The 25,067-nt window shown below is 66.0% G+C and carries 15 protein-coding genes and 2 pseudogenes; 10 read left to right on the plus strand and 7 right to left on the minus strand.

The annotated features are described in order from the left end of the window. Window positions 1–21 precede the first annotated feature (21 nt). The 3 genes from NU1_RS16220 to NU1_RS16230 form a co-directional block, all read right to left on the minus strand. Complete coding sequence (locus NU1_RS16220) at window positions 22–13,896, minus strand: type I polyketide synthase (protein WP_245720148.1); 13,875 nt, start codon at window positions 13,894–13,896, stop codon at window positions 22–24. A 119-nt stretch (window positions 13,897–14,015) separates the two neighbouring features. Continuing rightward, window positions 14,016–14,243 carry a beta-ketoacyl synthase N-terminal-like domain-containing protein gene (locus tag NU1_RS16225; protein ID WP_067522286.1) on the minus strand — a complete coding sequence of 76 codons (228 nt, stop codon included), beginning with the start codon at window positions 14,241–14,243 and terminating at the stop codon, window positions 14,016–14,018. Window positions 14,244–14,309: 66 nt separating this feature from the next. After that, entirely contained in the window at window positions 14,310–14,501 is a 192-nt protein-coding gene (locus NU1_RS16230) for a hypothetical protein (RefSeq protein WP_067522288.1), read from the minus strand. Window positions 14,502–14,721: 220 nt separating this feature from the next. Here NU1_RS16230 and NU1_RS16235 point away from each other — a divergent pair, with 220 nt between their 5' ends. The 7 genes and pseudogenes from NU1_RS16235 (at window position 14,722) to NU1_RS16260 (ending at window position 19,765) form a co-directional block, all read left to right on the plus strand. Beyond that, complete coding sequence (locus NU1_RS16235) at window positions 14,722–14,964, plus strand: site-specific integrase (protein WP_157552382.1); 243 nt, start codon at window positions 14,722–14,724, stop codon at window positions 14,962–14,964. Between the two features lie 182 nt (window positions 14,965–15,146). Then, window positions 15,147–15,335, plus strand: a pseudogene (locus tag NU1_RS40355) (tyrosine-type recombinase/integrase); the annotation flags it as partial. A 559-nt stretch (window positions 15,336–15,894) separates the two neighbouring features. Continuing rightward, complete coding sequence (locus tag NU1_RS16245) at window positions 15,895–17,004, plus strand: ATP-binding protein (protein ID WP_245720149.1); 1,110 nt, start codon at window positions 15,895–15,897, stop codon at window positions 17,002–17,004. An 81-nt stretch (window positions 17,005–17,085) separates the two neighbouring features. Beyond that, window positions 17,086–18,255, plus strand: a complete 1,170-nt coding sequence (locus NU1_RS16250) for a helix-turn-helix domain-containing protein (protein WP_067522296.1) — start codon at window positions 17,086–17,088, stop codon at window positions 18,253–18,255. 174 nt (window positions 18,256–18,429) lie between these two features. Then, complete coding sequence (locus tag NU1_RS41490; protein WP_157552384.1) at window positions 18,430–18,594, plus strand: hypothetical protein; 165 nt, start codon at window positions 18,430–18,432, stop codon at window positions 18,592–18,594. A 184-nt stretch (window positions 18,595–18,778) separates the two neighbouring features. Further along, window positions 18,779–19,009 carry a hypothetical protein gene (locus NU1_RS16255; RefSeq protein WP_067522299.1) on the plus strand — a complete coding sequence of 77 codons (231 nt, stop codon included), beginning with the start codon at window positions 18,779–18,781 and terminating at the stop codon, window positions 19,007–19,009. Window positions 19,010–19,141: 132 nt separating this feature from the next. After that, window positions 19,142–19,765, plus strand: coding sequence for a hypothetical protein (locus NU1_RS16260; protein WP_067522301.1), 624 nt, complete (start codon window positions 19,142–19,144; stop codon window positions 19,763–19,765). 349 nt (window positions 19,766–20,114) lie between these two features. On the opposite strand, the gene NU1_RS16265 is transcribed toward NU1_RS16260, so the two are convergent. Next, the gene (locus tag NU1_RS16265) at window positions 20,115–20,837 is read right to left on the minus strand and encodes an SDR family oxidoreductase (protein ID WP_067522327.1); all 723 of its coding nucleotides are present in this window, start codon (window positions 20,835–20,837) and stop codon (window positions 20,115–20,117) included. Window positions 20,838–20,930: 93 nt separating this feature from the next. On the opposite strand from NU1_RS16265, the gene NU1_RS16270 reads away from it, so the two are divergent. The 3 genes and pseudogenes from NU1_RS16270 to NU1_RS43260 all read left to right on the plus strand — a co-directional run. Beyond that, on the plus strand, window positions 20,931–21,770 hold the full coding sequence (locus tag NU1_RS16270) for a helix-turn-helix transcriptional regulator (protein ID WP_067522302.1): 840 nt from the start codon (window positions 20,931–20,933) through the stop codon (window positions 21,768–21,770). Between the two features lie 524 nt (window positions 21,771–22,294). Next, entirely contained in the window at window positions 22,295–23,161 is an 867-nt protein-coding gene (locus NU1_RS16275; protein WP_157552386.1) for a hypothetical protein, read from the plus strand. A gap of 144 nt (window positions 23,162–23,305) precedes the next feature. Next, window positions 23,306–23,698 (plus strand): annotated as a pseudogene (locus NU1_RS43260) (transposase); the annotation flags it as partial. A 136-nt stretch (window positions 23,699–23,834) separates the two neighbouring features. Here the strand turns inward: NU1_RS43260 and NU1_RS16280 are convergent. From NU1_RS16280 to NU1_RS16295, 3 genes are all read right to left on the minus strand, one after another. Beyond that, entirely contained in the window at window positions 23,835–24,260 is a 426-nt protein-coding gene (locus tag NU1_RS16280; protein WP_067522306.1) for a PIN domain nuclease, read from the minus strand. Then, complete coding sequence (gene vapB, locus NU1_RS44250; RefSeq protein WP_067522308.1) at window positions 24,251–24,469, minus strand: type II toxin-antitoxin system VapB family antitoxin; 219 nt, start codon at window positions 24,467–24,469, stop codon at window positions 24,251–24,253. The genes NU1_RS16280 and vapB overlap by 10 nt, the downstream gene beginning before the upstream one ends. A 347-nt stretch (window positions 24,470–24,816) precedes the next feature. Next, window positions 24,817–25,067: tetratricopeptide repeat protein (locus NU1_RS16295; RefSeq protein WP_218027838.1), on the minus strand; the 251-nt coding region annotated here is incomplete at its 5' end.

The following is a 25,067-nucleotide window of genomic DNA, read 5'->3' on the forward strand; positions in this document are numbered from 1 at the left end:
TGAAACTCCTGGTCTCTCAGCTCAGCTGAGGCTGTCGATGAATTCGAAAAGCTCGTCGTCGTCGGCTGAATCGAGATCGCCGGCGTCGTCGATCGAATCGGCCGCTACGTCCTCGAGCTTGCGTAGTAGCGCGGACAACTTCTTGGCCAGGTCGGAACGTTCCGACGAGGTCAGTTCCGCATCGGCGAAACTTCTGGTGAGCGAGTCGACTTCGGCGGCGAGCGCTCGCGCGTCAGCGTCGGCGGGCACCAACTCCTGGCGGAGGAACTCGGCCAAGGCCGCCGGGGTCGGGTGATCGAACATCGCGGTGGCCGACAACTGCACTCCCGCAGCCGTCTTCAACCTGTTGCGGAATTCCATCACCCCGAGCGAGTCGAACCCGATCGCGCTGAACGGTTTGTCCGCGTCCAGCGTTTCGGCGCCGGTGTGCCCGAGCACGGCCGCGGCATGCACGCCGATCACGCCGAGCAGGACCCGCTTCTGCTCCTCGGCGGAACGACCGAGCAAGCGGGTGACCAACTGACCCGAACCAGCGGCGATCTCCGCCGTCGCCGGTTCGGCGACCGCCCCGCGCCGCGCCCCGGGCCTGGACAGTGCTCGCATGATCGGGCGCACACCGGCCGGATCGCCCGCGCCGAGCGCGTCGCGATCGATGCGGACCGCCACGGAGGTCGGGTGGCCGGCGGCCGTCGCCGCGTCGAAAAGGTCCATGCCCTCGTCGGCATTCAGCGGTAGCAGGCCTTCTCGTCGCAGCCGGGCCAGATCGGCTTCGGTCAGATGGCCGGTCATACCGCTGTTCTGCTGCCATGGCCCCCAGGCGATGGATGTCGCGGGGAGTCCCTCGGCGCGCCGGTGCTGCGCCAGTGCGTCGAGGAAGGTGTTGGCGGCGGCGTAGTTGGCCTGGCCCGCCGTACCGAGCACCCCCGCGACCGAGGAGTAGAGCACGAAGGCCGAGAGATCCATGCCCGCGGTGGCTTCGTGCAGATTCCATGCGGCGTCGACCTTGGGACGCAGTACCGTTGCGATCTGCTCGTCGGTCATCGTGGCGAGCAGGCCGTCGGCGAGCACGCCTGCCGCGTGCACGACCCCGGCCAGCGGATGCTGGGCGGGAATCGTGGCGAGCAGCCGGTCCAGTGCCGCCCGATCCGCCGCGTCGCACGCGACGACGTCCACGTGCGCGCCGAGTGCGGTGAGTTCGGCGACCGTCTCGGCCACGCCGGGCGTATCCGCGCCGCGTCGACTCGCGAGTACGAGCCTGCGCACACCGTGGGCGGTGATCAGGTGGCGTGCGGCCACCACACCCAAACCGCCTGTGCCGCCGGTGATCAGGACGGTTCCGTCGGTGCCGAGCGGTGCCGGGACGGTCAGCACGTTCTTACCGACGCCCCGGGCCTGGCTGAGGTGGCGGAAGGCTTCCGGGGCGCGCCGCAGATCCCAGGTGGTGATCGGATACGGCGTCAGATCGCGGCCGTCGAACAGTGCCACGAGGGCTTGCAGAATCTCCCGTAGCCGCTCCGGTCCCGCTTCCATCAGCATGAAACTGGCGTAGCGCACGCCGGGGTGCAGTGCGCTGACCTCATCCGGGTCGCGACGGTCGAGCATCCCCATCTCGACGAATCGGCCGCCACGGGGGAGTAGGCGCAAGGAAGCGTCGACGAATTCGCCCGCCAGCGAATCGAGCACGATGTCCACGCCGGCGCCGCCGGTGCGGTCGGAGAATTTCTGTTCGAAGTCCAGGGTGCGTGAATCGGCGATGTCCGAGTCGTCGAAACCCATGTCGCGCAGTACGTTCCATTTGGGCTTGCTCGCTGTCGCCAGTACTCGCAACCCCAGGTGCCGAGCGAGTTGTACCGCGGCCATACCGACGCCGCCGGTCGCCGCGTGCAGCAGCAATGTCTCACCGGAGCGGGCCTCGGCCAGGTCGACCAGACCGTAGTAGGCGGTCGCGTACACGATCGGAACGGCCGCGGCTCGGGCGAACGACCAGCCCTGCGGCATCGGTGCGAGCAGGCGATGGTCCACCACGACAACCGAACCCATACCGGGAGTGAAGCCGAAAACGCGTTCACCGACGGCGAATTCGGTGACGTCGTCCGCCACTTCGAGTACGACGCCCGCACCCTCGCCGCCGATTCGGCCGAGCGGATCAGGGTAGCTGCCCAATGCCATGAGCACATCCCGGAAGTTCAGGCCCACCGCTCGCATACTCACCCGGACCTGGCCCGGCATGAGGGTGGCTGCGGCGCCCGGGTTCTCGTCGAGCCCGAAGTTCTCCGTGCCCAGGGTCCCGTTGTCGCGGAGGTTCAGAGCCCACGCGGCACCGTCGGGGGCGGTCAGAGCGCCCGAGTCGCGCGTGACTCGCGGGACGTACATCGCCGAACCACGCACGGCCAGTTGGGATTCGTCGACGATCGTCGCCGCCGATTCCACGGCTGCTCGATAGTCACGCTCTCCGCCGACGTCCATGAGCCTGATCCGGTCCGGGTGCTCGCTCTGTGCTGTCCGCAGCAGGCCCCACACCGCGGCGCTCGCCGGATCGATACGCTCGCCGGGCTCGGCCGCGACCGCCCGGCTGGTGACGATCACCAGGGGATCATCACCAGCCAGCAGTCGTCGCACCCGCGCGGCGACGCCGATGACCGTCTGGCGCACCGAGTCGGGGAGGCTCAGCGGCTGGTCGGAATTACCGCCGGGATGACGGGAGGAACCTTCGACCCAGCGCTCAGGGTCGGTCGCCGGTTCGATGCGGACGACCATATGCCTGCGCCCGCCGAGGGTGGCGATCTCGTAGACCCCGGTGTTGTCGGGTGCGGCGTCTTGTGGCGTGCCAGCATCCCAGACGACATTCACCGTGTCACCGTCCGGTTGTGGCCGCACCACCCAATCGACGCGGTAACCGAGGCTGTCGCGCTGGAGTTCGACGCCGGTGAGCGCGCCCGTCGCAATGGTGCGCAGCGTCAGTGCCCCCACCTCACCGATGGGGGTACCGGCCTGGTCGGTGAAGCTCAAGGTGATGCGTTCGGCTCCGGAATCGGAAACCCGCGCGTGCACCCGCAGTGCGGTAGCTCCGAGGCCACGCAGGTCGACGTGTTCCCAGGAGAACGGCACGAAGACCGAACCACTCGGCGGCGCGGGAAGCAGTCCACCGAGCAGGATCGCGTGCAGTGCGGAATCCAGGAGGGCGGGGTGCATGCCGAACTCCCCGGCCTGGTCGCGCACCGAATCCGGCAGTGCGATCTCGGCGAACGCCTCCTCGGGACGCGCCCACACCGCCCGCACACCGCGGAAGGCCGGTCCGTATCCGTAGCCGCGTTCGTCCAGTGCCGCGTAACCGTCGTCGACGGCGATCACCGCGGCGTCCGCGGGCGGCCACTCGTGCGAGCCGCCCGGATTCGACGGTGCGAACGCATCGTCGGTGAGGGTCGCGACGGCGTGGCGCACCCACTGCGGGTCGCCGTCGGATTCGGCGCTCTCGGTTCGCGAATAGAAGTGTGCCGTCATGGCGTTCGAGTCGTCGGGTTCGCCCACCACCAGGCGTAGCTCGACCCCCGCACCCGCCGGTATCGGCAGCGGCGCCTCGATCACCAGTTCGGTCAATCGCGGGCGCCCGGTGGCCGCCCCGGCATGGAGCGCGAGTTCCACCAGGGCGGCGCCGGGCAACAGCACCGTGCCCGCGACCGCGTGCTCTTCGAGCCAGGGCTGCGTGCTCCGCGACAGCCGACCGGTGAACACCACCTGCTCCGAGCTCGGTATCCGGACGATCGCGCCGAGCAGCGGATGGCCGGCGTCTTCCAGTCCCGAACTCCGAACATCGTTCGCCTGTACCGGCCGAGCCCAATAGCGCTGGCGCTGGAATGCGTAGGTAGGCAAGGCGACATGTCCCGTCGCCCCGTGAGCTGGCGACCAGTCGACGGGAACACCGGCGGCATCGGCCCTCGCCAACGCGGAAACGAACGCGGTCGGCTCGTCCATCGACCGCCGCGACGCGGCCACCGCGGTGGATTTCGTCTCCACCTCGGGGTGCTGCGCCAGACAGGCCGACGTCATGGCGGTGAGTACCGCATCCGGGCCGACCTCGATGAACTTCCGAACACCGCTCTCGATCAGGGTGTCCACTCCCGGTGCGAAACGCACACAGCCACGCACCTGCGTCACCCAATATTCCGGGTCGCAGACGGCGTCGCCCGCCTCGGTGCCGGTGACGTTCGAAACGATCGGCAGCAGTGGCTGCCGATAGCTCAATCGTTCGGCGACAGTACGGAATTCCGCCAGCATCGGGTCCATGCGCGCCGAATGGAACGCGTGGCTGACCCGTAGCCGACTCGTCCGGATGCCGCGCTGTTCGAATAGCTGCTCGACCTCGGCGACGGCGTCCTCATCGCCCGAAAGCACCACGGCGGCAGGCCCATTGATCGCGGCCACCGATAGGCGATCGGAGTGGTCGGCCACCACCGCGACCGCCTGCTCCTCGGAAACGGCCGCCGCGAGCATCGCACCGCCTTCGGCCAGGCCACCCATCAACCGCCCCCGTGCCGCCACCAGTGCGCACGCATCCGACAATGACCACACGCCCGCGACATACGCTGCGGCGAGCTCACCGATGGAATGTCCGGCCACTACGTCCGGTACGACGCCGAAGGACTCCAGCAGTCGGAACAGCGCCACTTCGAAGGCGAACAGCGCGGGCTGAGTGAATTCCGTTCGGTTCAGCCCGCTTTCGGGGGCATCGAATATCACCGAGCGCAGCGATCCGCCGAGATGGCCATCGAATACGGCGCACACTTCGTCGAGGGCGCCCGCGAAGACCGGGTAGTCGCGGTAGAGCCCGGCGCCCATGCCGCGCCGCTGAGCACCTTGCCCGGTGAAAAGGAACGCCACTCGCCCCGGGGTCACCGTGTCGGCTACGGCTGTAGGCGTGGCCTGCCCGCTGGCGAGGGCAGCCAATCCGGCGAGTAGTTCGTCACGGTCGCGACCGACTGCCCCGCCCCGCCAGTCCAGTCGCGCCCGGGTGCCGACCAGGGCCGAGGCGACATCCCGCACCGCGAGCGCCGGGCGTTCGATCATCCACTGGCGCAACCGATCCGCCTGCGCGCGCATGGCCACCTCGGATCGCGCCGAGACCATCAGGGCGACGGCATTCGGATTCGCCGACGGGTCGAGAACCGGTGCGGTCGCGGTCGCGGGCGCCTCCTCGAGGATGATGTGCGCATTCGTCCCGCTGATGCCGAATGACGAGACGCCGGCGCGGCGTAGCCGGTCACCGCTGGGCCATCGCTCGGCTTCGGTGAGTACTCGCACCGCCCCCGAGGACCAATCGACGTGCGGTGACAGCTCTTCCGCGTGCAAGGTGCGCGGCAGCACGCCATGGTGCATGGCCTGCACCATCTTGATGATTCCGCCGACGCCCGCGGCCGCTTGCGCGTGTCCGATATTGGATTTGAGCGAGCCGATTCGCAGGGGCTGGCGATCGCCTCGATCGTGCCCGTACGCGGCGATCAAGGCTTGCGCCTCGATCGGGTCGCCCAGGGTGGTTCCGGTGCCGTGCGCTTCGACGGCGTCCACCTCCGAGGGTGTCAATCCGGCGTCCGCCAGGGCCTCGGCGATCACCCGTTCTTGTGCCGGGCCGTTGGGCGCGGTCAAACCGTTGCTGGCACCGTCCTGATTGACAGCGCTGCCACGGACGACCGCGAGCACAGTGTGGCCGAGCCGCTGTGCGTCCGAGAGCCGCTCGACGACCAGGACGGCCGCACCCTCCGACCACGACACGCCGTCGGCGGCCGCGGAGAACGATTTGCAGCGCCCGTCCGAGGCGAGACCGCGCTGCCGGGAGAAGTCGAGGAACACCGCGGGCGTGGCCATCACCGTGGCCCCGCCGACCAGGGCCATGGAACCTTCCCCCTGCCGCAGCGCGCGGCACGCCAGATGCAGTGCTACCAGCGATGAAGAGCACGCGGTGTCCACCGTCAGCGCAGGGCCTTCCAGTCCCAGGGCGTAGCCGATACGCCCCGAGACCACGCTGCCCAGCGATCCGGTGAGCGCGTAACCCTCGACCTCGGGCCCCGCGTTGCGGGTCAACGATTCATAGTCCTGGTACATCACGCCCGCATAGACACCGGTGTCGCTGCCCCGCAACGATGTCGGGTCGATACCCGCGTGTTCGAGTGCCTCCCACGACACCTCGAGCAGCAACCGCTGCTGCGGATCCATCGCGACCGCCTCGCGGGGACCGATTCCGAAGAAGCCCGCGTCGAAATCGGCGGCACCGGTGAGGAATCCGCCGCGGCCCGAATACGTGGTACCCGGGTTGTCGGGGTCCGGATCGATCAGTCGGTCCAGCTCCCACCCGCGGTCGGCGGGGAAATCGCTGGTGGCGTCCGTTCCCGTGAACACCAGATCCCAGAGCGCGTTGGGGGATTCGACACCACCCGGGTAGCGGCAGGCCATGCCGACGATCGCGATGGGCTCATCGGTGTGCGAAGGGCTCGACGCCACCTGCTCAGCCGCTCGCTTCTTTGCCAGTTCACGCTGCGCCGCCGGTTCCGGCGCGACTCTCGACTGGATCAGCTTCGCCACCGCCGCGGGCGTCGGATAGTCGAAGACCAGTGTCGAGGGCAGCGACAGACCGGTGGCCTTACCGAGCCGATTACGTAGATCCACTCCGCCCAGTGAATCGAAACCCAGTTCCCGGAACGGCTTCTCGGCATCGATCGAGTCACCGGAATCATGTCCGAGTACCGCGGCGACCTGGGCGCGCACCGTCTCGAGCGTCAGTTCGGCGCTACGGTCGGAACCCGGGTCCGAACCCGCCTCGGCCAGCCTCGCGGCCAATGTCGCGATCGCCGCACCACCGTTGGCGGATCTCGCGACGTCGGCGGGGCGCCGTCCGAACCCGCGCAGTACCGATGGCAGCGAGTGAGGATCGGACCCGCGACGCAGTGCGGTGGCATCGAAACGAAGTGGAACCAAGCGCGTTTCACTATGTGCGAGTGCGGCACCGAACAGGCGCAATCCCTTAGCGCGTTCAATTTGCCCGAGTCCCAGGCGATCCCACCGCGCGACGGCGGCGGGGTCCAGGTCGCCCGTCATTCCGCCCGCTTCGCTCCACGGTCCCCACGCCAAGGACGTCCCCGCCAATCCGGCAGCGCGTCGCCGCGTGGCCAGGGCGTCCAGAAAACTGTTCGCGGCGGCATAGTTGCCCTGCCCCGCCGAACCGATCACCCCGGCAACCGAGGAGAACAACACGAATGCGGAGAGATCGATACCCTCGGTCGATTCGTGCAGATTCCACGCACCCGCGACCTTCGGCGCCAATACCCGGTCAACCTGCTCAGTGGTCAGCGAACCGATGGTGCCGTCGTCGAGGACACCTGCGGCATGTATCACCGCACTCAGACCGGCGGTCCCATCGGTACCGGTCAGACCGCTCACCAGCTGTCGTACCGCGGCACGGTCGGCGACGTCGCAGGCGATGACCCGAGCCTGGGCGCCCAGGGCTGCCAATTCTTCGACCAGGGCCGCCGCACCGGGAGCGTCGGAGCCCCGGCGCGAGGTCAACGCCAGCTCCCGGACACCGTATTCGGTCACGAGATGCCGGGCGAACAACGCGCCCAATCCGCCTGTGCCGCCGGTGATCAGCACCGTTCCGGTTCCGAACGGGGTGGCGTCGACATCGGCTTCGGCGCTGTGTGTCTCAGCGCGAACCAATCGCGGTACGAGCACCTCGGAACCGCGAATCGCGACCTGAGGTTCCTCGGTGCGCAATGCGGCGGCGAGCGCTTCGGCATCCAGCGGCGCCGCCGGGTCCTCGTCGACGAGGACGAAACGATCCGGATTCTCCGACTGCGCGGAGCGCACCACACCCCACACCGCCGCTGCGATGAGATCAGGGGTTTCGTCGGCGATTCCCACTGCGCCCTTGGTGACGATGACCAGCCGCGTATCCGATAGTCGTTCGTATCGCAGCCACGAATTCAGCAGGGCAAGCGTCTCGTGCACGGCCCGTCGGGTCGTCGCATAGATATCGGCCGGTTCGTCGCTCGGGAACTCCGCACGGTAGGCCACCGCGGTGGGAATCCGCCCCGCATCGACAATCGCCTCGACCGAGGCGTACGACTCGTCGATTCCCGCCAATGCGGTATCGGCCAGCGCCGCAGCCGATCCCGGATCGCTGACGACCGCCCCGCCCGCGCGCTCCCAGCGCACCCGATACAGATCGGCCGTGTGCTCGGACAGGCCATCGAAGAATCGCCGCACGTCATACGGACGCATGACTACGGCATCCACCGAGAGGATCGGTCGACCAGCGGAATCGACCGCCGCGACGGAGATGGTCTCCGGCCCCGTCGCGACGGCGGCGACTCGAAGCGAGGTCAGCTGCGCCGATCGGTCGGCTACGGCCATCGGCCGGTGGAATCGCGCACCGCCCCAGCGGAACAGCAACTTTCCCGAGCCCGGATCGTGATCCAGCTCGCGCCAGAGCAATTCGGCGAGTCCGGCGTGCACCGTCATATCCAGCAGCGTCGGGTGCAGGCCGAAAGCGCTTGCCGGGTCTCCCATCTCGGTGCGCAGGGTGATGTCGGAGAAGACCGCGTCTGCCTGTCGCCATACAGTGTGGACGCCGCCGAACGCCGGGCCGTATTCGAGCCCGGAGCCCTGCGTCATCAGGCCTGGAATATGTGTCGCGTCGAGCGCTTCCGCATCGGCGGGCGGCCAAGCCTGGTCGAGCAGCCGCAAGACCTCCGGATCGCCCGAATGCCGTTGCGCGAGTGCACCAGTCGCGTTGAGCACCCACGGGGCATCCGCGGACTTCCGAAAGTAGAAGTCGAAATGTCGGCGCCCGGACTCGAGTGGCCGAACAGCGACCTGGAGCTCGATCTCCTCGTCTTCGGCCGGGACGATCGGAACCTGCAACGTGAGTTCCTCGAGCACGTCGCAGTCGATCCGCTCGCCCGCGATCAGCAGGAATTCCACCAGGACCGCACTCGGGACGACCACGACACCGTGCGCCGCATGGTCGTTGATCCATGGGTGTTCACGCATGGACAGTCGACCGGTGCACAACCATTCCTCGGTACCGGCGACGCCGACTACGTCGGTCAGGATCGGGTGGCCCGACGTGCCGGACGTGGTGGCGAGACTCGGGCGTAGCCAGAACCGCTGATGTTGGAATGCATAAGTCGGCAACGGGATTCGTCGCTCGGCGGGATCGGACAGCAGTGTAGGCCAGTCGACCGGCCCACCTGTGACATGAAGCTGTGCCAGCGCGGAGAGCAGCTGCGGCACTTGATCATTCGACCGTCGTGACATAGCGACAACCGAGGTCGACGCCTCGATAGCCGGGTCGGCCGCCAGGCACCGGTTGGTCGCCGCGCTGAGCACGGAATCCGGTCCCACTTCGACGAATCGCCGCACTCCGCTCGCGAGCAGGGTGTCGATTCCGGGTGCGAAGCGCACGGTGGCCCGGACTTGCCGCACCCAGTATTCGGGGGTGGTGATGGTGTCGTCCGCGAGTTGTCCGGTGACGTTGGAAACGATGGGGAGCCGGGGCGGATTGTAGGTGAGCGCCTCCGCGATCGTGCGGAATTCCGCCAGCATCGGATCCATTCGTGCCGAATGGAAAGCATGGCTGACGCGCAGTCGGGTGGTCTGAATTCCCTTGGCTGCCAACTCTTGTTCGACGGCGTTGATCGTGGCGGTAGCACCGGAGAGCACTGTGGCGGCCGGGCCATTGACCGCGGCGAGCGAAAGGTCCGCATCGAGTCCGCCGATGATTTCGTTCGCGTCTGCCTCGTCGACGGCGACGGCGAGCATCGCTCCGCCCTCGGGGAGTTCGCCCATCAGCCGGCCGCGGGCTACCACGAGTGTGCAGGCGTCCGGTAGCGAAAGCACTCCGGCGACGTGGGCGGCCGACAGTTCGCCGATGGAGTGGCCCGCGAGGATGTCCGGTGCGGTTCCGAACGATTCCAGCAGCCGGTACAGCGCGACTTCGAACGCGAAGAGCGCGGGTTGTGTCCATTCGGTTCGGTCGAGCACGCCTGTGGAGTCGGTGAACATCACCTCGCGCAGTGTTCGTCCGAGTAATGGATCGAACTGTGCGCACAGCTCGTCCAGTGCGGTCGCGAAAACCGGGAATGCCTCATACAGTTCGCGGCCCATACCAACCCGCTGGGCACCCTGTCCGGTGAACAGAAACGCCGTTTGGCCCGCGACGACGGTTCCGGTGACGAGGTCGGCCGCACTGCCCGCGTCGGCGAAGGCATGCAACCGCTCGAGCAGCTCGACCCGGTCTCGTCCGAACACCACGGCGCGCGAATCCAGTTGTGCTCGCGTCGTAGTCAGCGCACCGGCGACATCGCCGACATCCAGCTGCGGACGTTCCGACAACCACATGCGCAAGCGGGCGGCCTGTGCGCGCAGAGCCGCTTCGCCCTTACCCGAGATGACCAGTGGCACCTGGTTATTCGGAAGAACCGAGCCGCTGCGCGGAATATCCGATGCCGCCGCGTCGACAGGCGCTTCCTCGAGGATCATATGTGCGTTCGTTCCGCTGATCCCGAACGACGACACCCCTGCCCGACGCGCTCGGTCCCCGCGCTCCCACGGTTCGGCCTCGGCCAACAGCCGTACCGCACCCGCATTCCAATCCACATGCGGCGACGGCATTTCCGCGTGCAGGGTGCGCGGTAGTCGTCGATGCCGCAACGCTTGGACGATCTTGATCACGCCGGCCACGCCGGCGGCGGCGACGGTATGGCCGATATTCGATTTGAGCGAACCAATCCGCAGGGGTTCCCGGTCGTCGCGAGCCTGCCCATAGGCGGCGATCAGCGCTTGTGCCTCGATCGGATCGCCCAGCGTCGTACCGGTGCCGTGCGCCTCGACGACGTCCACATCGGCCGCCGATAATCCGGCGTTGGCGAGGGCCTGTTCGATCACGCGTTGCTGTGACGGCCCATTGGGTGCGGTGAGCCCATTGCTCGCACCGTCCTGGTTGACCGCGCTACCACGCACTACCGCCAGTACGTTGTGCCCGAGCCGCCGCGCATCGGAGAGTCGCTCCAACACGAGCACCCCCGACCCCTCGGACCAGCCCACACCGTCGGCACCAGCGGAGAATGCCTTGCAGCGGCCATCGCGCGACAGCCCGCGCTGCCGAGAGAAGTCGACATACAGATCAGGAGTCGCGGCGATGGTCACGCCCCCGGCGAGGATCAGCGAGCTCTCGCCCTGGCGCAATGCCTGGCACGCCGAGTGCAGTGCCACCAGCGAGGAGGAGCACGCGGTATCCACCGTCACCGCCGGCCCCTCCAAGCCGAGGACGTAGGCGAGCCGCCCCGAGATGACGCTGTGCGAGGTGCCGGTCAGCCGGAAGCCCTCGAGCTCGCCGGTGACCAGACCGGAATACCCTGACGCGCAGGCTCCTACGAAGACGCCGGTGTCACTGCCGCGCAGCGTTGTCGGGTCGATCCCGGCGTCTTCCAGCGCTTCCCACGCGGTCTCCAGGAACACTCGCTGCTGCGGGTCCATCGCCAAGGCCTCACGCGGACTGATCCCGAAGAAGACGGGGTCGAAATCGCCTGCACTGCTGAGGAATCCGCCCCGACGCGTATACGCGGTGCCCGCCTTGTCGGCGTCGGGATCGTAGAGGCGATCGAGATCCCAACCGCGATCGGCAGGGAAGTCACCGATCGCATCGCGTCCCGCGTCGATCAGGTCCCACAGTTCCTCGGCCGAGGTAACACCGCCCGGGAATCGCGCACCCATGCCGACGATCGCGATCGGCTCGTCCGATGTAGTTCGCCGCGTGACCCGGCTACGCCTGTCACCGGTCGCGGTGGCGCGTGACTTCAGCAGGTCGGCCACCGAGGTGGCGGTGGGATGATCGAAGATGAGCGAACGCGGCAATTCCACACCCGTCGCCCGTGTCAGGCGTTTCTGCAGTTCCACGCCACTGAGCGAGTCGAACCCCAGGTCGGTGAACGGCAGGTCGTGGCGAATCGAGTCGGCCGATTCGTACCCGAGGACGGCTGCGGCCTGCTCGCGGACCACAGCGAGAACCACGGCGTGGTGCTGGAATTCAGGCAGCGCTCGCAGGTTCTGCGCCAAGATGCTGCCGGAGGGTGTGCGATGTTCGATGTCGTCACCGGCAGTGCCTGTCCGGTCGGAAGTGGCGGGCGCTACCGGCGGCGACTCGACGGACGCGAGCCCCCCGGAGTTCTCCCGGCGGCGAAATGCGTACGGCGGCAGATCAACCCGGACGCCTGCTGTCGCCCAATCTGCCGAATTAACCGGCAGTCCAGCGCAATACGCCCGCAGCAGCGACTCCCGGCTCTGCCGAGGGCTGCCGTTCGGCAACGATTCGACGATCGGTGCGCTGGCTTCCGAACCGCCGCCGTGCTCGGCGAGCGCTCCCAGCTCGGAAAGGAGCTGCTCGCGGCTCGACGCAAAAAAGCCTGCACGCCACGACATATGGGCGCGGCCGGTGAGTAGCGAATGCGCGACATCGGCAAGGGTGGGTTCCGGGTGGCGCACCAACCAGCCACGGAGCCGACTCGCTTGCGCCCGGAGGCCGACCTCATCGCGTGCGGAGAGCACGATCGGTACCCCGTCGGCATCTTCGGGCTCGACGGTTGCCGCGATGTCCGCGATCGGTGCCTCGTCGAGGATCAAGTGAACGTTCGAACCGCCCATGCCGAAGGAGGAGACCCCCGCCCGCCGGATAGTGGTCGCAGCCCAGTGCTCCGGCTCGCTGACCACACGCAAGCGCAGATCATCCAGGGGAATCGCCGGGTTGGGCCGCTCGAAGTTGAGGCTGGCCACGAGTTCGCGGCGCCGCAGACAGAGTGCGGTCTTGATGAGGCCGATGATCCCGGCGGCGCCTTCCAGATGGCCGACATTCGTCTTGACCGAACCCACCGCCAGCGGCGAGCTCGGGTCGCGATCGGAGCCATATGCCGCGCCGAGAGCGGCGGCCTCGACTGGATCGCCCGCCGGCGTTCCCGTGCCGTGCAGCTCGACGTACTGCACGGAACCGGCGGGCACATCGGCCGCATCGAGCGCGGAGCGAATCGCGGCGACCTGCGCTTCGCGACTCGGCGCACTCAGCACCCGCCGCTCATTGCCGGTATTGACCGCGCTACCACGGATTACGGCGTGAATCCGGTCGCCGTCGTCGATTGCTTGCGCCAGCGGTTTCAGGACAATCACGCCACCGCCTTCGCCGCGCACGAATCCGTCCGCACGCGAGTCGAATGTGTAGCACCGACCCTGTGCCGATTGCGCACCGAAGTGTTCGATCCGTTCACCACTGGTCGGCGAGAGGATCAGGTTGACTCCACCGGCCAACGCGATATCGGTTTCGCCCGCCCGCAGGCTCTCGCACGCCAGGTGCACTGCGACGAGTGATGAGGCCTGAGCACTATCGACCAACAGGCTGGGGCCGTGGAAACCGAAATAGTTGGAAACCCGGTTGGCGATGATTCCGCGCGTCGCGCCCCACAGGGAGTGGCGCGTGATGCCGGGTCCATCGGCGGCCGTGACGAGTTCCGCGAAGTCGCTGTTGGTGCAACCGAGAAATACCCCGCCCCGGCGTGATTCGCGTGCCACATCGGCCAGCCCCGCATCTTCGAGCGCCTCCCAGCTCAGCTCCAACGCGAGCAATTGCTGTGGATCGATCGATCGGGCCTCGTTGGGGGCGATGCCAAAGAACTCCGGGTCGAAGTCGCTGACGGAATCGAGAAAACCTGCGCGTTCGCTGAGATTCGCGCGCGCCGCCGGGGCGGCGCCAATGGTTTCGCGCCCCCGGGCGAGTAGTCGCCAGAAGTCGTCGAGATCAGCAACTCCCGGCAGCCTGCACGCCATTCCTACGACAGCTACGGGGAAATCTGATCGGGTCACCGCTCAACAACCTTCCTCACGACGAGCTCGCACCTGCGCGCCTCGAGACCGCACATGTGTGAAATTCCTGGTACACCAACAGCTTTAGTAGTTTTGCCGGGTTGGCTATGCGAAATGTCTCATCGCGGAAGGGGTTGCGGGTCGCCGGTCAGGAAGGCTGCGCGCTTGGCGCGCATGCGGCCCGGCGTCCGCTTGTCGGAATCGTAGAAACGCCGGTAGTCCCATCGCTGCGCTGCGATGTCCACGACGCCGTCGCGCTGGTCGGCGACGAAGTCCCAGAAGGATTCCGGTGCATCGATGCAGCCCGCATAGCGGCAGCCGATGCCGACAGTGGCAATGTCAGACACGAAGTCTCCTCGGTAAACTCGAATCCCCCCGAGAAGTGATGTGCGGGATTTCACCCCGCGAGCCGGCTACGACGCAACGCTCCACACCGGTTCACGCGCAACAACATTCATTTCCGGCCCAGTACCGACGGATGCGCCTGGGAACTCGATCTCCGCGATGGGGTCGTCCTCCGCGAAGGCTACGGTGACAAGCCGCACCATCTCATCGATATCACGCCGTGTCGCACGGCAAATGACCACCTCGGCCGGCTGATCCACACCTGCACCTTTACCCTGTCTTGCCGTGCCCGACCTGCTCGCCGGGCCGTCCTTCGAACCCATGCTGGACCGTAACCCGGGCAAGATTCCGCCCGGTAGCTCACATTAAGCACGCTACCGGGCGGTAGCTTACCTGAGGGCATGCACGGGCGCCTAGGTAGTTTTGTGTCATATCGCATCTTTCGGCTCGCCATTGAATTGTGGCAGATCATCGCCTACGGTGCCTGCCTCGGCAGCCGTTGTCGCCCAAGGCAATCGACTCGCCCTCTTGTGGTCGAATATCGATCTCCCGGGCAAGATCTCGCGGACCTCGGGGAAGGTGGTCCGAGTCGCAGGGCAGGGACTCGTCCGGACCGTGCAGCACCACGATCCGAAGAACCGCAAGGGTCCAATCGTCCTGCCGGAGTTCGCCGTGGTGATGCTCACTCGACGCAAGGCGACGCTGGAGTTGCATACGGAGTAGACAAAAGGCGCCTACTGCAAGGACTTTGAGCGGACCAGCTCGTATGAGTACACATCGTTCACGTTCCTGGGGTACGAGTTCCGGGCGCTAACAGCGCGGGACAGACACCGGTGTGGAGCCGAATTGGTTTGTACCGCAACCCGATATGCCGGGTGACATCCTTTCGTGCGTTCTTCTCGAGGTGGACGATGAGGGATCCGGACAACGTCCAAGCCCAGTTGTAGCGAGTCCGCGAAGCGCTCGGCATCCCCGACGACATCACCGCGCACAGCTTCCGCGGCGCCATGGCGACGATCCTGGACGCCGCCGGCCTGTCCGCACGGGTGGCTGCCGATGTCCTCGGTCACGCCGACCTAGCGGTGACCCAGCGCCGACCACTCAGCTGATGGTCCGGTGGGACGGGGTCGTTGAATGCTGCGGCCCTGGCGCCGACGTCCGCGTGATGGAGCTTCTCGGCCGCGTCGACCATTTCGCGCGACGCGATGATGCGTAGCCTGGTCGGGCTCGTCATCTGGCGGCGACGGGCATCGAAGGACTTCTCCAATTGCTCCGCGCCCTCCGCCTCGTCATTGGCAACTCGCAGCTCCAGTACCTGGGCCGCGCTCCCGTAGAAGCTCGCCTCGAGATATTCGACATAAACCTCGACGAGGGAATCTCGAAGCCGCCGACGGTGCTCGCGACGACCGCTGAAGCGTGGGCCGGGTTCGATGCATTCGTGGCCTGCATTACATAGATTAAGTCTTAGTTAGATTCAATCTATGTCCCGGTCTGCCGTATGTCGTCTTCCAGGCGACGCGGGGACGCAACCCCGCCACCGAGCGGGAAGACCTCATTACCACCCTGGCTCACTCGCCCCTGAGTGGAGCGGAACTGGTCACGGGGATATCGGCGGCGGATTGGAACCAGGCACTGCGGACCTTGGCGATCGCCTTGCCGGACGATGCAGCGAGCATTGTTGTGATCGACGAGGTGCCCTGGCTGGTGGAGCAGGACTCCGAGTTCGAAGGAGCGCTGCAGACGGTGTGGGATCGACACCTTTCGGCGAAGCCGGTCCTGCTGGTGTTGGTGGGCAGCGACATCTCGGTGATGGAGGCGTTGCAGTCACACGGCCGCCCCTTCTTCGGGCGAGCGACAAAAATGACCGTTGCACCCCTGAATCTGGCGGATGTGCAGGCCATGACCGAACTTTCGGCCGCCGAGTCGATGGATGCGCTCTTGATGACCGGCGGATTTCCAGAAATCGTGCAATCCTGGCGACCGGGCACGAGCCGCGCGGAATTTCTGCGCGATGCCACGACGAATCCGCTGTCGCCGCTGCTGGTGGCGGGCGAACTGTCATTACTCGGAGAGTTCCCCGAGGCGTCGCGTTCACGAGCCGTGCTGGAGGCAATAGGCAGCGGCGAACGCACCTACAGCACAATTGCCGCCGCCGCGGGCGGGACTGGCGCACTGCCCGCGGGAACTCTGGCACCGCTGCTGAACACCTTGCAGGCCAAGCGAATAGTGGCCGCGGACTCGCCGCTATCCACGAAACCGGACAGCAGAAACAAGCGCTACCGCATTGCCGACTCCTACCTGCGGTTCTGGCTGGCTTTCTTGCAGCGCGCAATCCCTCTCATCGAACGCGGCCGAGGGGACCTGGCGCTCGAGCGGATTGAGCGTTCATGGACGTCGTGGCGCGGACGCGCGGTGGAGCCGCTGATCCGGGAATCCCTGCTGCGCCTGCTGCCCGACGACCGCTGGCCGGAGACCGAGGCGGTGGGCGGCTGGTGGAATCGGCAGAACAACCCGGAGCTTGATCTGATCGGTGCCGACCGAGATCCTGTCGCGAGCGCTGTGCATTTCATCGGATCGATCAAATGGCTCGAAGACCGGCCGTTCGACCGTCACGACTACGACGCCCTCGCTCGCGGCGTACTCGCTGTTCCGGGTACGCAGTTCGATACGCCGCTGGTCGCGGTCTCCCGATCCGGAGTGGACGGCGACCTACCGATCACGGCCCATTGGGGACCGGAGGATCTGCTGCGCGCGCGGCAGTGACGAGAATTCGCCAATCGCACCCGTCGATCCGTAACACCAGAACCCCTACCCGAACAACGCGACCAGTCGTAGCGTGGTGGCATGAGTGTGGTGGCCGGTATAGGCGCACGCCTGCAATCGATCCGGAGGCGACGCGGACTCACCCAGAAGGAATTGGCCGAAGCCGCGGGCGTCTCGGTGTCGTGGGTTCGAAAGATCGAGCAGGGCGAGCGCGAAGACGTCCGCATGGACACGCTGCGCCGGTTCGCGGTGGCACTAGCGTGCCCCCTGACCGCGTTGCTCGGGCCGAATCCCGGCCCACCCGAGGGGAACGGCGACGGCAGCGAACTCTGGTTGCCGACGCGTGACGCGATTGCCGCGTCAGCAATCGAGGTGGCCGAACCGGTACCGAACCGCAGCATCGACGAATCCCTGACGGCCGCGGTGAAGCTCTACCACCACAACGAATACGAGACGCTCGCGCGCCTACTGCCGCGTCTGATCGAGGATGGCAAGACAGCGACACCGCTCACGCGGTCGCGGGTGCTGCAACTGGCCGGATCGGTCATGGTGCAGACCAGGCAATTACAGTCCGCTCGGGCGGCCCTGGAACAAGCATTGGCCGACGCCGAATCAACCGGCGATGTCTTGGACGCCGCCTCGGCCGTGATCACGTTGTGCTGGCTGTTGTTGGTGGAGAGGCGATTTGAGCAGGTGCGACAGCTCGCAGTGGAGTGGGCCGACCGGGTCGAGCCGCGCTTGTCGGTGGCGAGCACCCAGGAAATCTCAACCTGGGGGTGGTTGCTGCTCCGTGGCTCTGCGGCGGCGGTCCGGGATAATCGCGCGGACGAGTCCGACGACATGATGCGTCTCGCGCAAGCCGCGGCGATCGCTGTGCGCCGTGAATCGATTGGGTACCACCAGTATTGGACGACATTCGACCCCGCGACGGTCGCGATGAAACGCGTAGAGAACGCCGTGGTCGATGATCGCCCGGACCTTGCTCTGCGCCTCGCACGGGACGTTCCCACCGGACTACGGCCAACTTCGGACAACAGGAATCGTCACCTACTGGACGTGGGGTCCGCTCACGTCGCACTGCGCCGATACGACGCGGGTTTCGAGATCCTTCAATGCCTCTCGCGGGAAGCCAGGCCATGGCTCATCGAACAGCGGATGGCGAAGGATCTCCTCGGACGCATCATCGGTCGTCGCCGGACCCTCACTACGGAGATGCGTGAAATGTCCGACCTGTTGCAGTTGGAATACTGACTCCCACAACTCCTCTCGGTGGCTGGTGGCACTTATCGGGGCACCCTCCGGAGAGTGCCATTGTTGGCATTCTCGCTGGCTGTGAGTCTCGTAGGTGGGCGGTGCCGCCGGGTGAGTTCGTAGCTGATCCCCGGTGGTGCTGCCTCCCATGACAGCCCACCGGAGGGAACCGGGATGGACATTCTCGCCATCGTTCTTTTCGCAGCGGGGGTGTTCTCGGCCCTCACCGCATTCGGCCCCCGGCCGCCGCGCCACCGCCACGGCCTGCCGTTCGCGCAACTCCAGGCCCGCCTCGAGGCCGAATCCGCCCGCACCTACCTGCCGCTGCGGGGGTGGTGACTGTGCGACTCGACTATCTCGACCACCGCAATCGCGAGTGGGGGCGCAGCGATCCACACCTTGCAATGCAGGTGCATCGGACATGTCACCTCGACGTCTGCGAGACCAAAGACGCTGCCTTCGCGGCGCTCGTCGAAGCGGGGAAGCTCGTCCCCGATTCGAACCGAGCTATCCGGAGCACGACATGAAGGATGAGGATCGAGCGAAGCTCGCGAACGCGCGCACCGGCGGGCCAATGGCGTTCCATCACAGCGCCGCCGGGCTCCGTCCGGTCGGTCACGACGGATGGCCCCTCACCGATGAAGAGCTGACCGAGCTGGACCGTGACGTCGCGGACGCGCTCAGCCTTCTCAGTGGTGGACTGGTTATCGACGTCGAGCCGGTGTCGGAAGTTTCCGACACCGGGCTCAGGTGATTCATTTGAATCACCTGATGCAGCGATGCGGGGCGAAGCTTGCCTGGCTCCATCTCCGCCCAGGGACCGAGCGACCCGTACGGAGTGGATATGTGGTTGACCGAAATCCGCTGCCCGCGCAGGCTGGCGTCTATGGAGGAGCTTCGCGATGCCGCCGATCGATTCGCGCTGGGCGAGTTGTACAGCGAGGACCTGCCGATGATCGCCTCACAGGCCTTGGCTCGGGGATTGGATTCACCGGCATTGGTCGAATTGGCGTGCCTGCATCGCAGCGACTGCCGCGACGCCGCCGAATTGTTCCTCACAGCACTGCGCGAACTCGACCTGATCGACGCCATCGAGTCGAATTGGTCGGCCCGTGAGGCTGATGTCCTGCTGCGCCGTGCACGCGATCACGCGCGACGACTGCTCGATGGCGGCGGTAACCTGCTGGCTGCGGCGGGACACATCGCCGCACTTCTGCACCAGATAGGCCACACCCTCGAACCATTCGATCCCGGGTTGGCCGAGCTGGCCAGTGATTTCGAGATCCTCACCGTGTATGGCGACGATGGCTACGGCGACCCCGAGTCGATCGAGGCTGATATTCGGCACGCGTGCCGGAACCTGCTCGCGGGCCCACCTTTCGAGCCTGTCTTTCAACGTTCGGATAATCAGTCCGCGGTTGCCGAATCCGTATCGGTGGTTCGAACGGGGCCCAGGCGGTTCTGGCAGCGCCTCTCGCCGCGCCGCTGGCGATCGGTTCGATCGCGGTAGACGATGTCGAAGCCCAAGTGCAGTGCGGTCATTCGGCACTTGGCTGGGCGGCTGGCCAGCAAAGTGCCGAACCCGTCACCCCTAGGCGGATTCGCTGCACGCGATGTTCTGATGTTCGAGTGCGAACGGGACAGCGGGTGTTGGCGTACTGCGAGCGTTGAGGGGCGGTCATCCAACTCTCATTTGCGGCGGGTTGGTCGGTGGGTGGCACATAGGAGTCGATTTCGCGTATCGGGAGGATGTTCTGGCCATGCTCGTGGCATGGGCGCTGTGCGCAGGGTCTCAGTAACCAAACCCCATATCGCATCCACCTGGACCCTCCAAGTGGGCATGCACAGGAGCGACATGGTCAACGCTGCCGGGCCGGGCGAACGATGATCTCGTTCACATCGACGTCGGCGGGCTGATCGATGGCGTAGGCGACGGCGGCGGCGATGGCGTTCGGGGCGATGGCGTGTGACCGGTAGGTGCGCATCGCCTCTGCGGCACCGAGTTCGGTGATGGTGTCAGCCAATTCGGACGCGACTACCCCGGGTGAGATGGTGGTAACCCGGATGGAGGGATCGCACTCCTGGCGCAGGCCCTCGGTGATCGCCCACGCGGCGTATTTGGTCCCGCAGTAGACCGCGCCGGTCGGCACCACCTCATGAGCTCCGATGCTCGCCACGGTGAGGAAGTGCCCGGATCCTTGTGCGGCGAAATGCGGTAGTGCTGCGGCGATTCCGTGCAGCAAACCGCGAATATTCACGTCTACCATCCGGTTCCACTCCTCGACCAGCAGAGAATCCAGCCTGGACAGCGGCATGACACCGGCGTTGTTCACCAAGACATCGACGCGTCCGGTGCGTTCCCTGGCGGTCTCGACGAATGCGGCGACATCGGCACGGTCGGTGACATCGAGCCGCACCGCGTGCACACGGCCGCCGGTGCGCTCAGCGAGCGCCTGCAAGCGATCGATCCGTCTGGCGCCAGCAATGACATGATGTCCCGCACCGGCCAGGCGGGCGGCGACGGCCTCGCCGATCCCGCTGCTGGCACCGGTGACGAGCACCGTCTTCTGTTTCGTATCCATGCCGACCACGATCTCGAGGAGGAGACTGCCGCGACAGGACGCCGTTCTCCTGGGAGTAACGCACCCAGGATGGTGGTGGCGGCCCGCCCTACGATGGCCGATGTGGCATCCACCGAACTCGGCGACTATCTGCGCGCCCGCCGTGCGCAACTGCGCCCCGAGGAGGTGAATCTCCCGCCCACCGGCCCCCGTCGGGTTCCGGGTCTGCGGCGTGAGGAGGTTGCCGTGCTGGTCAGGGTCAGCGTCGACTACTACATACGGCTCGAACAGGGCCGCGAGCGCGGCCCATCGGCCCAGGTCGTCGAAGCTCTGTCCACCGCGCTGCGGTTGACCGAGGATGGTCGGCAGCACCTGTTCCGCCTGGCCGGGCTCACCCCTCGCGCCCTGGCGGCCACTGTGCGCGACCGCGTCGATCCGAGCCTGCTGCAGCTCATGGACGCCTGGCCCAGCAATCCGGCCGTCGTCTACAACCGCGCCTACGACGTGCTCGCCTCCAACACGATCGCCGACGCGCTGTTCCACGACTGGAGCCACTCGCGCAACCTGATGCACGTCGTATTCACCGACCCCGCCGCGCGCCCGTTCTACCGGGACTGGCACGACGTCGCCCGCAACTCCGTGGCCGGTTTCCGACTCGGCCACGGCCAAGCACGACATGACCCGCGAATTCAGCAGGTTCTCACCGAATTACTCGACCACAGCCCCGAATTCGCGCACCTGTGGGCCCACCACGACGTGCGCGGCAAAGCCTTGGAGAGTAAGCGCTTCGATCACCCCGCCGTCGGCCCCCTGACCCTGACCATGCAAACCTTCGACGTCCGTCCCAGCCCCGGCCAAGAACTCGTCGTCTACCACGCCGAACCGGCATCGCCCAGCAGCCAGGCCCTCGCCCTGTTGGGTTCGCTGGCCGTCACCCCACACCACGAGGCTTGACCACAACGGCGAGACTTGCCTGCCGACTACGGCGGACGGGCTTCAATCATCGGGCAAACCGCTGGTGAGCAGCGACCGGTCATGAAAGGAGCGCTTCAGTCCGCCAGCAGTACCGCCGTCGGCGCCAAGACCGCCATCGATCTGGCCACCTCTCAGTTGTCGAGGCTGGTACTGACCGAGGCGCCCAACAAGGCCGTCCGACTGCTGTATCCCGGGTTGCTGAACCCAGAAACCGCGCAGCCGTCCGAACTGCCCCCCGGAGTTAAGCCCGCTCGGGGCGATCGCGCAGTTGCAGAACGGCGTGTCGGCGCTACCGCCGGAGGCATTGGAGGATCAATGGCCGGGGCAGCGGCAGGCTTCGCTCTCGGCGGGCTCACCGGTCCGGCCGCTCCAGTGGTTTCACCAGTCCTTGCTGTTGTGTTCGGGGTGGGTGGAGGTTATTTCGGCGGCTCGGGGTGCCTATGTGGGAGACCAGGCCGGTGCCGGTGTCCGCGGTCTGTTTGAGTAGAGAAGGGTGATGCGTGATGCCTGAAAGTCAGGTTTCCCTCTTGCCATGGCAGGACGGGTTCGGAAGTGCCAAGCAGAAGCTGGCTATACGTTTTGCCGTCCCCTTCGGGGTGATCACCTCTGTCGGGTTCTTGGTGCTGCTCATCGCATCGATCAGCGGTCCCGACGTCAGTGTGGCTAAAACAGTGTTCCTCGCCAGCGGCACGATCGTTATGGCCGGAGCAGCCGCCGTCGCTCTTCCCGTGCAAACAATCCGGCGCACACGATTGCCACCGCAGGTGACCACCGCCGACCACGGACACGGCCCCGAACTCACGCTGCCGATGTCGAAATCGCTACGGGTCTCGTTTCTCGTCGTGTGCGGTTTCGGTACCATTTTCCTCGCCGCGTATGCGGCGACCTTCTTTCTACGGGAGTACTCGGATTCCTCCGATCGCGTCACCGGGTACCTTCGCGGACTCGCATTTCTAGGCGTCGCCGTGGCCGCCGCCTGGTGTACATGGTATTTCCTGTCGGCGTTGCGGAGAAAAGCCGCGTTGACCATCGGACCGGCGGGCATTGAAATCAACCACGGCTCAGTGCACCAGCGGCTGAACTGGCCCGACGTCGCGGAGGTGGTAGCCGGGACGAGTTCGAACAATGCGGCGGTTGTTCTGCCGCCGTCGAATCCCGATGGGCTACAGACTCTGCGGTGTTCGTGGATCATCCGCAAGACGAACCAGCGCTACCTTCGTGAACTGGTCATCGATGTGCATCTCTTCCGGATCGACCCCGCACTGCTGTACTACCTCATCAGGTTCTACTGGCTGCACCCCGACTTCCGTGACGAGTTGGCCTCCGACGCGGTCGTGGACCGACTGCGCCGCAACGACATACTCGACTGACCGAGAGAGCGCCAACACACCGCCGCAACGCCTCCCGCCGAGACTGGGTTGGGTATGACAGCTACTTAGGCGGCGGCGCTATCGAACGAGGCCGAGCCGGTCCCGGCCCAGGCGTGTTGACGTGTCATCTGTGTCGGCCGGCCTTCGGTATTCGATCAGGCTGCTACCGAATCGTTTGCGGCCCAATACGACCGGATGCTCGACGCGCTGGCCGGGAAGTTGCCGAAGGTTGTCGATCGCCTCGATGCCGCCCGGGCTGATCTGCTGGCGTCCTACGCGTTTTCGAAACAGATTTGGCGCCACATCTAGTCGAACAACCCGCAAGGTCGGTTGAACAGAGATTCGTTTCCGCACCGACGTCGTCGCGATCCTCCTCGACTGCGGTTCGATCATCGGCCTGGTTGCGCCGTGCTGGCCGAGTGACACGACGAATGGATCGAAGGTCACCGCTACCCCGGACTTGACCTCATGGCGCGCTCCTACAGGCCCAAATCCATCGGCGAACGGGGAGCGCGCTACCGCGCCCTCACCGCATGATCTCAACGCCGATTCTGTTGTCCGGTAACCACATGTATAGGACCTACCGGATTACTAGGTGACCATCCTCGCTAACCACATCCCGGGACTTGACCGGATCTGGTTGATCTCCGCTGACGGTCCGTCTCTCCGGTGATCAGGGTGAGTCGAAGCGGATCCGTTCTACCAGCTGTCCGGTGACCTCGGCGATGAGGTCGAAGTCCTTGTCGGCGTGCAGAACAGTGAGTTTCGCCTGTTCTGCGGTAGCTGCGATCAGTAGATCGGGAATCGATGGCGCGCGATGATGCCCGCGGTCCGCGAGAGCCCGAAGGACCTCCACCGCACGATCTTCCGCTGCCGGGGACATGTACTCGATTGGCATCTGCGCGAGCGGCGGGAGGTCGAGAAGTTCTGCGAGGTCCGATGCGGACCTCGCAGAGTAGCCCGTCTCCAGCAATGTAACCGTGGAGATCCGGATCAGACCCCGCTCGATTCGCATCGCCCACTCGCGGGCGTCGAGCGACTGACCGAGACGTACCAGAGCAGACTTGTCGATCAACCACGGGCGACCGCTCACGACCATGCTCGGCCCATTACTTCGGGATTGTTCAGGTCCTGTGCGAGCTCGCCGAGACGACTGAGGTCTCCGGTCGTGACCGGGACGGCAGGCCGAAAGTCCTTGCTGAGCCACCGCCGGAGGAACTCGCTCCGAGAGACGCCCAATTCTCGGGCCCGCCGATCGATCTCCTCGATCGCAGGCTCGGGTACATCCCGAATCAAGATATCTGTCATCGCATCTACCTCCTGATATCAATGATATCAGCGCAGAGTCCCGTGGTCGCCGGAATCCCGTGGTTGAGGGATCGCCGCAAGACGTTGGGGGCCGAGGCCCTCCGACGACAATCCCTAGGTGTTTGGGTTGGGCTGGGGGTGGGTATCACTGAACCTGGCGACTACGTCGCAGGTCAGCGTGTGAAAGTGCCCCCGGCGGGGCACGATATAGATGGGAACAGGACTGACCAGCATCTTCTTGCCGGGCGACTGGTCATCGAAGCCGATTTCGCCCTGAACAGTGACAAGCGTTAGGCCGTCGAGCAGCGTTCCCTCCGACGTCGGCACGGTGGGCGGTGCCGGTTCCTCTACAGCATTGCCGCGATTGCTATGAGGTTTAGCTGGGCCTTCTCGAGGTTCGGGCTGTGCATGGATGGGTCGCTTTCGGCAAGTTCCTCCCAGATGTCTACTGCCTCGGTGGCGGAGGCGAACGCTTGTCCGTGTCGGCCTGAATCGCTCAGGCCGATGGCAAGTGTGTTCAGGCTCCGTGCGAGGTAGGTGAGGTACACGTCGGGACGTTGTCCAGCCAGCTCGCGATATGTCTGCACAGTCTCGTTGG

Source organism: Nocardia uniformis NBRC 13702 (genome assembly GCF_001613345.1).
Taxonomy (GTDB): Bacteria; Actinomycetota; Actinomycetes; order Mycobacteriales; family Mycobacteriaceae; genus Nocardia; species Nocardia uniformis.